General features: G+C 62.4%; 11 protein-coding genes. 6 read left to right on the top strand and 5 right to left on the bottom strand.

What is annotated here, in order from left to right:
* Positions 1-161: 161 nt before the first annotated feature.
* Positions 162-1,415, top strand: a complete 1,254-nt coding sequence (locus KBX19_RS07545; RefSeq protein WP_255998180.1) for a hypothetical protein — start codon at positions 162-164, stop codon at positions 1,413-1,415.
* Positions 1,416-1,531: 116 nt separating this feature from the next.
* On the opposite strand, the gene KBX19_RS07540 is transcribed toward KBX19_RS07545, so the two are convergent.
* From KBX19_RS07540 to KBX19_RS07525, 4 genes are all read right to left on the bottom strand, one after another.
* Positions 1,532-4,654 (bottom strand): translation initiation factor IF-2 N-terminal domain-containing protein, encoded by a 3,123-nt coding sequence (locus KBX19_RS07540; RefSeq protein WP_255998178.1) that lies wholly within the window; start codon positions 4,652-4,654, stop codon positions 1,532-1,534.
* Positions 4,655-4,920: 266 nt separating this feature from the next.
* Positions 4,921-6,618: an alkaline phosphatase gene (locus KBX19_RS07535; RefSeq protein WP_255998177.1), complete on the bottom strand. Its 1,698-nt coding sequence runs from the start codon at positions 6,616-6,618 to the stop codon at positions 4,921-4,923.
* A 99-nt stretch (positions 6,619-6,717) separates the two neighbouring features.
* Positions 6,718-7,128 (bottom strand): nucleoside-diphosphate kinase, encoded by a 411-nt coding sequence (gene ndk / locus KBX19_RS07530; RefSeq protein WP_005289155.1) that lies wholly within the window; start codon positions 7,126-7,128, stop codon positions 6,718-6,720.
* A 23-nt stretch (positions 7,129-7,151) separates the two neighbouring features.
* Positions 7,152-7,457, bottom strand: a complete 306-nt coding sequence (locus KBX19_RS07525) for a hypothetical protein (RefSeq protein ID WP_005289151.1) — start codon at positions 7,455-7,457, stop codon at positions 7,152-7,154.
* A 204-nt stretch (positions 7,458-7,661) separates the two neighbouring features.
* Here KBX19_RS07525 and KBX19_RS07520 point away from each other — a divergent pair, with 204 nt between their 5' ends.
* From KBX19_RS07520 to KBX19_RS07510, 3 genes are all read left to right on the top strand, one after another.
* Entirely contained in the window at positions 7,662-9,176 is a 1,515-nt protein-coding gene (locus KBX19_RS07520; protein WP_255998175.1) for an AMP-binding protein, read from the top strand.
* A gap of 122 nt (positions 9,177-9,298) precedes the next feature.
* The gene (locus KBX19_RS07515) at positions 9,299-10,498 is read left to right on the top strand and encodes an acyl-CoA dehydrogenase family protein (RefSeq protein ID WP_005289144.1); all 1,200 of its coding nucleotides are present in this window, start codon (positions 9,299-9,301) and stop codon (positions 10,496-10,498) included.
* A 111-nt stretch (positions 10,499-10,609) separates the two neighbouring features.
* Positions 10,610-11,818: an acyl-CoA dehydrogenase family protein gene (locus KBX19_RS07510; protein WP_255998173.1), complete on the top strand. Its 1,209-nt coding sequence runs from the start codon at positions 10,610-10,612 to the stop codon at positions 11,816-11,818.
* Positions 11,819-11,905: 87 nt separating this feature from the next.
* Here the strand turns inward: KBX19_RS07510 and KBX19_RS07505 are convergent, their stop codons facing one another.
* Complete coding sequence (locus KBX19_RS07505) at positions 11,906-12,820, bottom strand: DUF2262 domain-containing protein (protein WP_255998171.1); 915 nt, start codon at positions 12,818-12,820, stop codon at positions 11,906-11,908.
* A 165-nt stretch (positions 12,821-12,985) separates the two neighbouring features.
* Between KBX19_RS07505 and KBX19_RS07500 the strand changes: the two genes are divergently transcribed.
* Positions 12,986-13,969: an aldo/keto reductase gene (locus KBX19_RS07500; protein ID WP_255998169.1), complete on the top strand. Its 984-nt coding sequence runs from the start codon at positions 12,986-12,988 to the stop codon at positions 13,967-13,969.
* Positions 13,969-14,466: a cysteine hydrolase gene (locus KBX19_RS07495; RefSeq protein WP_255998167.1), complete on the top strand. Its 498-nt coding sequence runs from the start codon at positions 13,969-13,971 to the stop codon at positions 14,464-14,466. The genes KBX19_RS07500 and KBX19_RS07495 overlap by 1 nt, the downstream gene beginning before the upstream one ends.
* Positions 14,467-14,621 lie beyond the last annotated feature (155 nt).

Here is a 14,621-nt window from a genome sequence, read left to right as displayed (position 1 = left end):
TTTTGGTGGAAAGTTTGAGAAAAACTTCAAACCTTCCGGGAACCTTGGGCATAGGCTGCGCATTACACAGGTGACTGGACAGAACGTCAGGTCACAACAGCCCGGGAAGCCCGGACCGCAAGACCACCGAAACTACACACAACACACGAGAGGAACGAACAATGTCCGACCAGGGAAACGCTCAGAACAACACCCCGAACACCCAGAACCAGAACGCACCCCAGAACGCTGGCGCTGAAGAGCAGACCGGTGTCCCCACCCAGTTCGAATACACCGACGCCGAGGGCAACGTCCACACCGGTGACATCCAGGGCGGCCAGGACACCACCGGCGACGGCAACCTGGACACCTTCCACGCCGACATGGACGGCGACGGCGTCGCAGAGACCCGCATCTTCGACCGCGACGGTGACGGCAACGTCGAGCGCGTCGAGGTTGACTTCGACGGCGACGGCGCTCCGGACTACGCCGCGCAGGACACCAACCGAGACGGCCAGACCGACGTCGAGCACTTCGACACCGACGGCGACGGCATCATGGACACCACCGTCCGCGACGTGAACTACGACCACCAGGCTGACAGCGTCGAGTTCGACACCGACGGCGACGGCGAGATGGACACCCGCTTCTCCGACACCGACAAGGACGGCAAGCTCGACTCCTTCGCCTTCGACACCGACGGCGACGGCCAGATGGACTACCGCGAGTACGACTTCGACGGTGACGGCCAGATCGACTCCACTGACGGCACCCCGTCCGGCCCGAACCAGGAGCAGCGCGAGTTCTTCGAGAACATGGCGGAGGGCGCACCGGCTGAGCAGGGCGCACCGGCTCCGGCTCCGGAAGCTCCGGCTGAGGAAGCACCAGCTCCGGCTCCGGAGGCTCCCGCTGAGGAGGCACCGGCTGAGGAGGCACCTGGCGCTGCCGCACCAGCACCGGCACCGTCTGACTCCGACGACATCGCCCTCGATGACCTCGAGGACGAGGAGGCTGCTCCGGAGCGCGCCACCGAAACCGACCCGGCAATGTCCAGCGAGGCTCACCCGGAGGGCGGCGTGGTCGTCGACCTGGACGGCGACGGCTACGCAGACGCTATCGTCTACGACACCAACAACGATGGCGAGATCGACGCCATGGAGGTTGACTCCGACGGCGACGGCATCACCGACACCCTGTTCGTCGACTCCGACTTCGACGGCAAGGTCGACGAGCAGCACTCCGACACCGACGGCGACGGCATCACCGACGAGGCCATCATCGATGTCGACGGCGACGGCTACGGCGACTCCCTGCTGACCGACACCACCGGCGACGGCTACTACGACACCGAGGAAGCCATCGACACCTACAACGAAGCACCGGAGTTCCCGGACTCCGAGGGCATCGACTTCGACGCACCGACCGACATGGCCTAAGCACGACCGCTAGCTAACGGCTAAGCCCCCTCCCGCTGGGAAGGGGGCTTCAGTCATTGGCGGGCGTTTAGTGGGAGCCGCGATTTAACGGCCCCCACCGGTTCTCCTCGGTTCAACTAGCTGGTGCGACGGGTAGCGCGCCGACGCCCGCGGGAGCGGGTTTGGGCCGGCTGGTCGCTTTGCTGCGGCGCAGCCTTGCCACTCGACTTCTTGGCCGGATCCTGGCGCTGCATCGGCTTCTCGTTCACCGGCTGCCGTGCCGTATCGCGCCCAGCCGTGGTGCGACGGGTCGCCCGGCGACGACCGCGGGAGCCGCGCTCCGGCGCACGGCCCGGATCAGACGTGCGGGGCTGCGCGCTTTCAGCGGAATCGTCCGGTTGGTCATCTTCCGCTTCAGCCTGCTCGTAGTCCTCCCGGCGCGGGCGGTGATCCGACGTGGAGTTGCCGCGAGTGTTGCGCTTGCGGCGCGGCGAGCGCTCGAATTCCTCGACAGCTTCCTCGTACGTCTTCGCCGGTTCGGACGCGTCCTCGTCGTCCCGACCGGAAGAATCCTCGGGCGTGTCCTGGGTGTCGGTGGTCTCCTGCTGCGGGCGACCCTTGCCGCGGCCGCTGCCGCGTCGACCGCGGCGGCGGGAGGAGCGTCGCTTCGGCCGGTCCTCATCGGAGGAATCGTCGGTATCGCTTGTGTCGCTCGTGTCAATGGGTTCGACTGGGTCGTTGGTGATCACGACAGCGTCGGCAAGCTCTTCGAGCTGCTCCACGTCCTTCTCTACGTCATTCTCGGTGTCCCGCCCGGACTCCTGAGAAGGATCATCGTCACGGCCCTGCATGGCCAGAGCTGCCGGGTGGCCCGCCGGATCCTGCGCCGGCTTGCGGCGGCGGGATTGGTTCCCGCGGCGGCCGCCACGACCCGGAGTGTCGTCGCGTGAATCGGTTGCTCTGACGGGATCGTCGGAAAGCACAATGCCCCGGCCGTCGCAGCACTCGCACTTCGTCGAGAACGTCTCCACAAGCCCTGTGCCCAAGCGCTTGCGCGTGAGCTGAACCAGGCCCAACGAGGTGACCTCGGAGACCTGGTGGCGCGTGCGGTCGCGGCCGAGCGCCTCCTTGAAGCGGCGCAGCACCAGTTCCTGGTTCTCGGGCAAGATCATGTCGATGAAGTCGATGATGATCATGCCGCCGATGTCGCGCAGACGCAGCTGGCGGACAATTTCCTCGGCCGCCTCCATATTGTTCGACGTGACCGTCTCCTCCAGCGAACCGCCGGAACCGGTGAACTTGCCGGTGTTGACGTCGATAACAGTCATGGCCTCGGTCCGGTCGATCACCAAGGTGCCGCCGGACGGCAGCCACACAGTGCGCGACAGAGCCTTCTGAATCTGCTCGTCGACACGGTAGACCTCGAATACGTCCTGGCCGTCGTGGTCGCCCCGGTCGAACAGCTCGAGCCTGTCAGCGAGATCCGGGGCGACGGACTCGACATAGTTGCTCACCACGTTCCACGGCTTCTTGCCGTCGACAACAAGCTTTTGGAAGTCCTCGTTGAACAGGTCGCGGACGACCTTGACCAGCAGACGCGGCTCCTCGTACAACGTGACCGGTTTGGAACCCTTCGACTTCTTCTCCTGCTCCGACTGCTGCCTAATGGTCTGCCATTGGGTGTGCAGACGCTTCACGTCCGCGGCAATGGCCTCTTCTGGCACGCCTTCAGCGGCCGTGCGGATGATCGCCCCGCCCTTACCCGGAACGACCTTGACCAGAATGTCCTTCAACCGCTTGCGCTCCGGGGCCGGAAGCTTGCGCGAAATTCCGGCACTGTGCCCGCCCGGCACGTAGACCAAGTAGCGGCCCGCCAAGGAGATCTGCGTAGTCAGGCGCGCGCCCTTGTGGCCGACTGGGTCCTTGGTCACCTGCACCAACACCTGGTCACCGGACTTGAGCGCCTGCTCGATGCGGCGCGCGCGACCGCCGAGGCCGGCAGCCTTCCAGTCGACTTCGCCAGCGTAGAGCACGCCGTTGCGGCCCTGGCCGATATCGATGAACGCAGCTTCCATGCTGGGCAGTACGTTCTGCACACGCCCCAGGTAAATGTTGCCGATCATCGAAGCACTGTCGTCGGAGTCAACGAAGTGCTCCACCAACAGGCCATCTTCCAGGACGCCGACTTCGGTGATTTTGCCGGGGCCGTCGTGACGCGAACGCTCCCGCACGACCATGGTGCGCTCGACCGACTCGCGGCGCGCAAGGAATTCCGCCTGGGACACCACGCGCGAACGGTTGCGATCTTCTTCGCGGCGCTCAGTGCGACGGCGGCGCTGCGCTTCTAGACGCGAAGACCCCTTGATGGCCTTCGGCTCGTCGATCTGCTCGGGCTCGGCATTGTCCTGCTTCTCGGTGCGCTTGCGGCTGGTCTTGCGCGAACTACGACGCTTCGATTTGGACCCGGAGTCCTCGCTGTCCTCGCTCGCCTCGCTGGATCCTGCGTCGGCAGCGTCGCCCGGGGCGTCCTGCGTCTGCTCGGTGCCCTTCGCATCGCTTTCCGACGAGCGACTCGCCCTCCTCCGCGACGACCGCGGCGCCGCCTTGAACACCGGCGCGTAGAGGCCCGTGGCGGAATCTTCGTCATCATCCTCCGGGGCCGGGGTCACGTCAGGTTCGACGTCGTACAAGACTTCAGCGTCATCCGTCTCGTCGGTGTCGTCGCTGTCTTCGTCAGCGGGTTCCGCAACCCCGGCAGACTCGAGATCAGCCTCGACCTTCTCCTCGATCTGGTTGATCTCGTGGGCCACATCCTTGCGGACGCGCTCGCGGATCTTGTCGTCGGAGGAGCTGGGCTGGGACTCCAAAGCGTCAAGAAGCTGCTCGGTTTCCGCGCGTGTCAACGAGGACTGCGCCACCTTCACCATGCCCAGCTCGTTGAGCGCGACGACCAGGTCCTTCGAGGACATGCCCAGCTCTTTCGCCAAGGCGAAGACTCGGGTCTTCTCACCGAGACGGGAACGGTCGTACAGCGGAGTAGCGGACTGTTCAGCTGCCTGCGTTTCGTTATGCTGCTCTGAACTCGATGTCGACTTCTTAGCAGCACGCCGTGATGATTTCTTGGCCGTCTTTCTCGCCGTCTTAGTCGACTTCTTTGCTGTTTTCTTGGTGGATTTTACCGCAGATTTTTTCGTTGTCTTTTTCTGCGCCGGCGCCGCGGAGGACACCTCAGTGGTGGTGTTTTCGTCGCTGTCAGCCACGGAAAGAACATCTCCTATTGAATTGCCGCGCGTGAGCGACTATCCCCGCCGGGCGCTGGTGGGAACAACCAATAGCAGGTTCTCTCCCACCGCCGCCGCACAGCGCTGCTAGCTTCTAGCCGACAGTCAGCTCCGCGCAGTGAACGATTCTCGTACAAAGCTTGATGAACATTCATATGCCACGAAAGGCATATAGTTCAGCAACCATTGTGGCATACGGAGCTGGGTGTGGTGGGAAGCCGGGCGGGGTAGAGACGTCGATAAGCTTATTGCTGGAAGCCCTGACCCGGCACCCATGTCCGCGAAACCGCGAGACGCGCCGACGCGCCCGGGTCTTCGACGTTGGACACGCGGTAGAAATCCATGATCACACGGTCCTTCTGCACGCGCGCAATGCCGTAACCGTGCGAATCGAAGTCGACGTGGTTTACCCACGGGTTCGCCGAGTACATGACCTGCTCCACCAGGTGGGTGACCGGGTTGTCCTCAGGCGTGTACGTGCGGGTGTACTGCGTGACAATCTCGTCCACATTGGGCGCGGTGATCGAAGAGCACACCATCTCCGCGCCGATTTCCAGCCCGTTGTGCTGCACGGAGTGCGCCCACTCAGAGTGAATGTCGCCGGTGAGGAACAGCGTGTGCGCCTTGGTGTTGGTGAGAATGTTGAACAGCTTGGCGCGCTCAGCGCGGTAGCCGTCCCACTGGTCAGTGTTCACAGCCAGGCCGGCGGACTGGGTGAACTCGTCGATGGCGTAGTTCGCGGTACGGTTCTGCTCAGTCGTGTTCGGCAGGTGGCCGATCTCCATGCGGGAAATCATCACCGAGTTACCCAGCACATTCCATGTGGTGTCGGCGGATTCGACCTGACCCTTGAGCCAGTTGAACTGCTCCGAGCCGAGCATGGTGCGCTCCGGTGCGTCAATCTTCTTGCTGAACGTTTTCGCCTGCTCATCGCGGTAGGAGCGCAGGTCCATCATCGTCAGCTGCAGCAGGTTACCGAAGCGGTACGAACGATAGATGTGACCGTCTTGCGACGGGCGGGTGGCGCGCACCGGAAGCCACTCGAAGTAGGCCTGGTGCGCGGCCGACTCGCGGACCTTCCACTCACCTTCCTCGCCAGGGGTGTGGTTCTCGGCGCCACCAACCCAGGAGTCATTGGCAGTCTCATGGTCGTCCCACACAACCACCCACGGCGCTGCAGCGTGCGCGCGCTGCAGGTGCTCGTCAGTGCGGTAGCGGCCGTAACGGATGCGGTAGTCCGCCAGCGTCACAATCTCGTGCGCCGGGTGGTGCGGGCGGGAGACACCGGACTTACCGGCGTACTCCCCCGTCGGGTACTCGTAGATGTAGTCACCGAGGAAGACCACGACATCGACCCCGCCAGCTTCGGCGCGCTCAGCCATGTCACGGTACGCGGTGAAGTAGCCGCACTCGTAGTTGGCGCAGGACGCAACAACGAGCTTGTACTCGTTGATGTCAGCGTTGGACGCGGGCGCGGTGCGCGTCTTGCCCACCGGAGAGATGGTGTCTTTGTAGCGGAAGCGGTAGAAGTACTCCGTCCCCGGCTGCAGGCCACGCGGGTCCACCTTGACGGTGTGGTCGGTAACTGCGGTAGTGCGGGCCGAGCCACTGCGGACAATGTTCGCGAACGCGTCGTCGGTGGCAATCTCCCAGGTCACATCCGCATCTTCACCTTTTTCAGATCCCGGCGCAGCCTCTGGGGACACACTCACGCGGGTCCAGATGATCACCGAATCCGGCAGTGGGTCACCCGAAGCAACGCCGTGCATGAACACCGACCACGGCTTGGGGGCCGGGGCCTTCGGCAAACGCGCCGAGGACAGTGCAGAAGAAGAGGAAGAGGATTGCGCGTGAGCGACTGCTTGCGTTCCGACGGCAGCGGCTGCAGCAGCCGTCGCCGAACCGGCCAGAAAACGACGGCGGGGAAGATTCTGGGAAGTCATGCACTAAGAATCAAGTCCCCGATGAAGAGCTGCAACCGGAGCAGCAGTTCATCGGGGAATGTTCGGCACGAGTTCACGTGCCATTAACCGAGTGAGGATCTAGAGGTTCGGGAACCAGATCGCGATCTCGCGCTCAGCGGATTCCGGCGAGTCGGAGCCGTGCACCACGTTCTCACCGACGGTCAAGGCGAAGTCACCACGGATGGTGCCCGGGGTGGCCTTCTCCACCGGGTGGGTGCCACCGGCGAGCTGACGCCACGCGGCGATTGCAGACTCGCCCTCGACGATGCCAGCGACCAGCGGAGCGGAGGTGATGAAGTCCACGAGCTCACCGAAGAACGGCTTGTCCTTGTGCTCCTCGTAATGCTTCTCAGCGGTCTCGCGGTCAGCGGTACGCAGGTCCATCTCGACGAGCTTGAGGCCCTTGCGCTCGATGCGGGTGATGATCTCGCCGACGTGGCCGTTTGCCACACCGTCGGGCTTAATCAGAATCAGAGTGCGTTCGGTCATGCGTCCCAGCCTACGGGATGACGCTACAGCTCGCGCACCACGGCTGCTGCATCTTCGTAGCTGGTGTTCCGGAACCACAACTGCACCTGGCGGGCCGCCATATCGTGGTTGCCCTCCTTCTTCATGCGCTCAATGGTGGCGCGCTGCTCGCTGTCGAGCTCGATCGACGTGCGCTCCATCTGCCGGTACTTATCTGCCAGGCCGAGCACCAGGAACAGGGCCGCGGCCGCAAGCGCGGCGACGGAAATCCAGGTGGGCAGATCCAGGAACACGCCGACGATAGCGACCAATGAGAACACGGCCGCAAAGATCAAGGAGGCAGCTTGCATGAACCACACCCTACTTCACAGTGTTTTCGCTGGCCCGGCGAGCGTTGAAGCAGCAGAGAAACGTTAACCGTTTCTCACTAGAAAGAAAAAGCGACTTACCTCACATTCAGGGGGCTAATTGTTTTATTATGCGAAGTACTGCCGCGGACCCATCTTTCCCCGCGGCATCCATGCGCGAGACCATTGACTGAAAGGCCAGACTCCATGATCTATTCCAGCCCGTACCCGGACCTTGAGCTGTTCGGCGGCTCCGTCTACGACCTCATCTTCAACGACCTTTCCGGCGATGACGCCCAGCGCACCGCGATCACCGAGCTGACCACCGGCGACACCGTCACGTACGCACAGCTGCAGGAGATGGCAGACGCTATCGCCGGGTATTTGGCTGACCGCGGTATCGGCCCCGGCAACGTGGTCACGCTGCAGATCCCGAACTCCATCAACTTCGCCGCAGCCTTGTTCGGCATTTTCCGCGCCGGGGCCACGGTCAACCCGATCGGCGTGCTGCTGAACGACGCTGACGTGGAGAAGGTGGCCACAATGGCCGGCGCTGACCTGTTCATCGGCGTGGCCGACGTAGGGCATGACAAGCATGTGTGGGATCACGAGTTGGCGGGAATCGTCGAAAAGCGAATGCCTGCACCCGAACTGAGCGTCGATGGCAGCGCGCTCGCGTCAGTGCCGTTCTCCTCCGGCACTACCGGGTTGCCGAAGGGCGTCATGCTCTCCCACAGCAACCTCACGTCGAATGTCTTGCAAGCAGTGTCCATGCTCGAGCGCAACGGCATGGACAAGCACGTCAACACCCTGTCTCCCCTGCCGTTTTCCCACATTTACGGCATGACCGCGCTACTGCTGTCACCGCTGTTGCTGCGCTGGAACGTGCACACCCTGCCCAAGTTCGACCTGGATGTCTTCCTACGTGCACACGGTGAGCACGACATCGAATTCGCCTTCGTAGCTCCCCCGATGGCCGTCGCGCTGGCGAAGCACCCAGCTGTCACTCCCGAAGGCTTCGCGGCGAACAAGGTCATGTTCTCCGGCGCGGCGCCGCTCGATGAGGAAGTCGCGCGCGCCGTCGAACGTCGCCTGAAAACATCGTTTGTGCAGGGTTACGGCATGACGGAGACCTCACCCGCGGTGTGCATTGGCGTCCACGGCGAGACTAACCCCGGCTCCATCGGCTTCCCGGTCCCCAACACCGAGTGCCGCGTCGTGGACATTGAAACACTCGAGGACCTGGAGCAAGGCGAGTCCGGCGAGCTGCTCGTGCGCGGACCGCAAGTCATGCAGGGCTACCTCAACAATGAGGAGGCCACCCGCGAAACATTGCTTGACGGCGGCTGGCTGCGCACCGGCGATGTCGCTCGCGTTGCAGACAACGGCCACGTCTACATCGTCGACCGCGCCAAAGAAGTGATCAAGTACAAGGGCTACCAGGTCGCCCCCGCCGAGCTCGAAGCACTACTGCTCACCCACGAAGCGGTTGCAGACGCCGGGGTGGTCGGCGTCGACCGCGACGGCCTGGAAATCCCACGCGCGTTCGTCGTCCTGCAACAGGGCGCGTCCTTGAGCGAGGAGGAGTTGATGGACTGGGTCGCCGAGCGGGTTACCCCGTACAAGAAGATCCGCGCGGTGACGTTCATCGACCAGATCCCGAAGAATCCGACCGGCAAGATTCTGCGCAAAGAACTTCGCGATATTCCGCTGGAAAGCTAAGGGGTTGATGGGAGCAATCCCACAGTGAATTCGCGCCGGATTCGTTTGATAAATCCTGCGACAAAGGTCACAATTAGGAGTGGAATTGTTTCGCTCCACATTTTTGAGAAAAGAGGGCAAAGATGGCTGACAGCCAGAACCCAGTCCACGAGCTGCTGGATCCGAAAACCGACTACTACCAGGTATTCGCCGACGTCGAAGGCGAAGATCTGGAGTGGTGGAAGAAGGCCCGCGACTTCTGTGACTACGCCCGCCCGTACGTGAACGAGGGTTGGGAGAAGGCCGAATACCAGCTCCACGTCGTCGAAGAAGCCGGTAAGCGCGGCCTGGTCCGCGACGGCATCGACATCGAGGGCGAGCCCCACATGTCCGTACGCGCCGCACGCCTCATGGCGTTCGAGCTCGCGCGTACCGACGCATCCCTCGGCACTGCTTTCGGTGTTCAGGGTGGTCTGGCTATGCAGTCCATCGCCATGTGCGGCTCTGAGGAGCAGAAGGCGAAGTACCTCAAGGCCATGTCCAAGCTGGAGATCCGCGGCGCCTTCGCGCTGACCGAGCCGGACCACGGTTCTGACTCCATCGGCCTGGAGACCACCGCCGAGCGCGACGGCGACGAGTGGGTCATCAACGGTGAGAAGAAGTGGATCGGCCACGGTTCCGTCGGCCACATCGCCGTTGTGTGGGCGCGTGACACCTCCGATGGCCAGGTCAAGGGCTTCATCGTCGACCAGGACCAGGACGGCTACGAGGCTGAGACCATCACGGGCAAGGCGTCCCTGCGCGGCATCCCGCAGGCGCACATCAAGCTCAACAACGTTCGCGTCTCCGAGGACCGTCGCCTGCCAAACGCGAACTCTTTCCGCGACACTGCGAAGGTCTTGGCCGGCACCCGCATCTCCGTGGCATGGGCCTCCCTGGGTCTGGCCACCGACTGCTACGAGAAGGCCCTGGACTACGCGCAGCGCCGCACCCAGTTTGGCCGCCCGCTGGTGAAGAACCAGATCATCCAGCAGCGCCTGGCTGACATGCTGCAGGACCTGACCTCGATGTTTCTGTACTGCCGCCGCCTGCTCGAGCTGGAAGAGTCCGGTGAGATCACCGAGCAGCAGGCCGCCCTGGCCAAGGTCCACTGCACCCGCGCGGCCCGCAAGATCTCCGCTGACGCACGCGACATGTTCGGCGGCGTGGGCATCCTGCTGGAGAACGACGTGGCCCGCCACCACGCCGACATTGAGGCGCTGCACACCTACGAGGGCACCGACACCATGCAGTCCCTCATCGTGGGCAAGTCCATCACCGGCGTCGGCGCTTTCGCTGGCTAGGCCCCTGCCCCCTCTGGTGACTCCCAGCTGCATCGCGACCGGCCCCCGGCGCGGTGCAGCTTTTCTAGCTCTCATTACCTGTTCCACTTGACCGAAGAAGCGAGAAAACTCATGACACAGACAGACGAGAACCTCACCGGCGTTGCCGCCCTGCTGAACCCGAAAACCGACTACTACCAAGTCTTCGCCGATGTCGATGGTGAAGACCTCGAGTGGTGGCAGAAGGCCCGCGAGTTCATGGAGTGGGCCCGCCCCTCCCTCAACGAGTCGTGGGAGAAGGCCGAGTACAACATCCCTGCTGTTGAGGAAGCTGCCCGCCGCGGCCTGGTCACCGACGGCATCGAGATCGACGGCCAGCCCGGGATTTCTATCCGCGCTAACCGCCTGATCCAGATGGAGCTGGCGCGTACCGACGCGTCTACCGCCACCGCCCACATCGTGCAGTCCGGCCTGGCCATGCGTTCCATCTCCGAGTGCGGTTCCGAGGATCAGAAGGCTAAGTACCTGGGCCCGATGTCGCGGATGGAGATTCGCGGCGGCTTCGCCCTGACCGAGCCCGACCACGGCTCTGATTCGATCGGCCTGGAGACCTCCGCGCGCCGTGAGGGCGACGAGTGGGTCATCAACGGCGAGAAGAAGTGGATCGGCCACGGCTCCGTCGGCCACATCACGGTCGTGTGGGCCCGCGACGAGGAAGACGGCGAGGTCAAGGGCTTCATCGTCGACCAGGACCAGGAGGGCTACTCCGCCGAGACCATCACGGGCAAAGCATCCCTGCGCGGCATCCCCCAGGCGCACATCAAGCTTAACGACGTCCGCGTCTCCGACGACCGCCGCCTTCCCAACTCCCACACCTTCCGGGACACTGCCCGCGTGCTCACCGGCACCCGTATCGCGGTGGCCTGGGTCGCGCTCGGCATGGCGATCGACTGCTACGAAAAGGCCCTCGACTACGCCCAGCGCCGCGTGCAGTTCGGCCGCCCGCTGGTGAAGAACCAGATCATCCAGCAGCGCCTGGCCGACATGCTGCAGGAAATCACCTCCATGGCGCTCTACTGCCGCCGCCTGCTCGAGCTCGAGGAAGCCGGCGAGCTCAACGAGAAGCAAGCCGCCCTGGCCAAGGTCCACAACACCCGCGGCGCCCGCAAGGTCTCTGCCGACGCACGCGACATGTTCGGCGGCGTGGGCATCCTGCTGGAGAACGACGTCGCGCGCCACCACGCCGACATCGAGTCCCTCCACACCTACGAAGGCACAGACACGATGCAGTCCCTCATCGTGGGCAAGTCCATCACGGGTGTCAGCGCCTACCGCTCCTAGTCGGAAGGGGCGTGGCACCTGGCCAGCCCTCCCCTGCTGGCCCGTCCCGGCCCCTAATCCTCGAACAGTAGCGCTCGGAACGGGCCCTTAGTCGAGCTCGACTTCCAAGAGTGTCCCGTCCCGGTCCGCCACAACGGTGACCGGGTGACCACCGAAGAGATCACCGTCGTCGAATTCGATAAGTATCTCGCCTTTCTCCGGGACGATCACGCTCGTCGGGCGGAAACGCCTAGCGACGTCCCGCACTCTCCATTCCCGCGCGGGAGTGCGGCGGCCCTCAGCTTCGGCGACATCGTGGCGCCATTCGTTTGCCCTGGGCAGGGCCTCAGTGGCGGCGAACTTGCGGGCATCCTTGAGAAACTTTCGCGTGATAACGCGGTTCAGAACGTGCACGGCTGATGCGAACCGTTCTTCGTGCTGAGTCAGCCCCTGAGAGAGTGGATCCGGATCCTCATAGGGGATGCTGACATTGACACCGAGTGATTTTGCGTGCCCTTCGAACGAGCCAACGAAGCCTCGTTGAATGGTCAATTGGCCAAGCTTTGTATTGATCACCCCATTCTTGGCCGCACCTGTGGCGATGTCCTCCAGCTCCGGATCCGATTGAAGAGAGATCACGTCCCACACCGAGAAGAGAAGCGCGGTCCCTTGCGCCCGATACTTGGAGAAAGGAGACAATGCCCCTTTCGCCCGGTACACCGTGAATGGTTTCAAATCTGCCATTTCACCGGGATCGAATGACATCTTCCCGTTCTTCGTGCGATTAACCTGCGGGTATGCGATGTTGATCTCACCTGTGTGCACCGCACCATCCGGAAGCGTTCGCACAACGAGACCATCCACATGCTCAAGTTTGACGCTAACGCTGTCCTCACCGAGAAAGTTGTTTCGGGCTCCCCGCGCAGGCACCTCAGTGAGAACGAAGAGGAACTCCAGTTCATCCCCCTTCAACAGTGATTTCACGGCAGGTTCATTCGGGAATTCGCTGTAGAAGGAGAGCATGGCGCCGATTTTAACCGCGGCGGTTCAGTACCGAGTCGGTGTGACCGTCGGCAAGCTTCTTTGGCTAGTGGAACTGGCTTGCTGCATTTATCCCAGCGGTCTTCAAGGGAACGCGGCTAGGCTCGGCGAGAGTTCTCGCTTCCGTGTTTCTGAGAGGAATTCGTCATGAACTCAATCGGCAACCCCGCTCCTCTTCCCGCAGACCGCATCGGCCTGGGTTGCATGGGCTTCAGTTGGGGTTACAGCAGACCTGGCCAGCTGGACGACAATGCAAGCGTAAACACCATACGTGAAGCCTTCGATGCTGGAATCAGGCACTTCGATACCAGCGACATGTACGGAGCCGGCCACAATGAAGAACTCGTAGGCAAGGCCTTTGCAAACAACTCGGATGTCTACATCGCTACGAAGGGCGGCATCGTCGTCGACAGTGTCGAACCCTTGCAGATGCATGTTGATGGTTCCACCCAGTACCTCCGCGATGCCCTCGACGCGTCCCTGCGCCGGTTGAATCGTGAACATGTGGACCTGTACTACCTGCACCGCCTCGATGGAACCATTCCGGTGCAGGAACAAGTTCAGGTGCTTGCCGACGCTCAAGCCGCCGGGAAAATCCGCAATATCGGAGTGAGCGAACCGACCTACGACCAGTTAGTCGCTGCTTCCGAGGTAGTCACCATCGACGCGGTCCAATCTGAACTCTCAGTCTGGACCCGCGACCCGCTGAAAGACCAGCCCTCTGAGCACGCAGACAGCAAGACCAACGTCCTGCAGTGGTGTGAAGACAACGGGGCGTCTTTGGTGGCCTTCTCCCCGCTCGGCCGCGGTTACCTCACCGGCACGTTGAACACGTCCGAACTCATGGAGGGCGATTTCCGTAGTTGGATGCCACGTTTTACCCCGGACGCGCAGGAACGCAATGCTGTCATCCTTGAAACTCTTCAGCGCATCGCGGAAAAACACGGAGTGGCAACATCCCAGGTCGCTCTTGCCTGGGTGCTCAGCGTCAGCCCAGCGGTGAAAGCGATTCCAGGTAGCCGAAGCATTGCCCACATCGTCTCGAACTATGAAGCAGCGAACGTGCAGCTCGACGCCGATGACATCGCGGCGATCAATGACTTGCCCGAGCCAACCGAATCCCGGTACTGATGCCCCCTCAAGATTCGGTTGACTGTCTCATTGTCATCGATGCCCAAGAGTGGATTCTTGATCTCTGCGAGAATCAGTCCGTTCGCTCCAACCTCATCAGAAAGATTGCGGACACAGTTGATACCGCGCGCAACCACGGGACGGATGTGCTGTGGATCCAGTTCCGCACAATGGATGACTCTGACGGCGGCCCGCTCGGTAAAGCGCGTCTCTTGCCGGAATGCGGTTACCGGGAATCTGACCCCATCATCACCAAGTTCGGGATCGACGCCTTCTCAGACACCTCCCTGGACCAGGAATTGGGAGCCCGACAAACCGGACGCATTGCACTCGCTGGGTTCTCGACAGCTCACGCCGTGCTCGCTACCGCCTCCACGGCAGTGCGCTTGGGATATGAAGTGATCGTTTACGGTTCTGCCTGCAGTGCCCCGACAAAAGGCGAACACGAGCACGCGCTACAGCAATTGTCCAAAATAGACTCAGTGACCGTTCTTTGACCTTGTAGAAGTGGCGCACCTACGAAGGATGCAGGTAAACAGCCACATCGTTGAACATCCCGGGGTTAAGTAGCAGAAGAGGATGCGGACGTTTTTTGGACAGTTTCAATCTCACGCTACATTGACTTTTCGGTATTCGGCAATGCTCAAACCAT

This window comes from Corynebacterium sp. CCUG 71335 (assembly GCF_024454075.1).
In the GTDB taxonomy this organism is placed as follows: Bacteria; Actinomycetota; Actinomycetes; order Mycobacteriales; family Mycobacteriaceae; genus Corynebacterium; species Corynebacterium genitalium.
Note: the sequence above shows the minus strand (reverse complement) of the source record. Positions and strands in the feature narration are given on the sequence as shown.

Coding starts and splice junctions, on each gene's coding strand:
- KBX19_RS07545 (WP_255998180.1), top strand. CDS start 162: ATGTCCGACCAGGGAAACGCTCAGAACAACACCCCGAACACCCAGAAC.
- KBX19_RS07535 (WP_255998177.1), bottom strand. CDS start 6,618: ATGACTTCCCAGAATCTTCCCCGCCGTCGTTTTCTGGCCGGTTCGGCG.
- ndk (WP_005289155.1), bottom strand. CDS start 7,128: ATGACCGAACGCACTCTGATTCTGATTAAGCCCGACGGTGTGGCAAAC.
- KBX19_RS07525 (WP_005289151.1), bottom strand. CDS start 7,457: ATGCAAGCTGCCTCCTTGATCTTTGCGGCCGTGTTCTCATTGGTCGCT.
- KBX19_RS07520 (WP_255998175.1), top strand. CDS start 7,662: ATGATCTATTCCAGCCCGTACCCGGACCTTGAGCTGTTCGGCGGCTCC.
- KBX19_RS07515 (WP_005289144.1), top strand. CDS start 9,299: ATGGCTGACAGCCAGAACCCAGTCCACGAGCTGCTGGATCCGAAAACC.
- KBX19_RS07510 (WP_255998173.1), top strand. CDS start 10,610: ATGACACAGACAGACGAGAACCTCACCGGCGTTGCCGCCCTGCTGAAC.
- KBX19_RS07505 (WP_255998171.1), bottom strand. CDS start 12,820: ATGCTCTCCTTCTACAGCGAATTCCCGAATGAACCTGCCGTGAAATCA.
- KBX19_RS07500 (WP_255998169.1), top strand. CDS start 12,986: ATGAACTCAATCGGCAACCCCGCTCCTCTTCCCGCAGACCGCATCGGC.
- KBX19_RS07495 (WP_255998167.1), top strand. CDS start 13,969: ATGCCCCCTCAAGATTCGGTTGACTGTCTCATTGTCATCGATGCCCAA.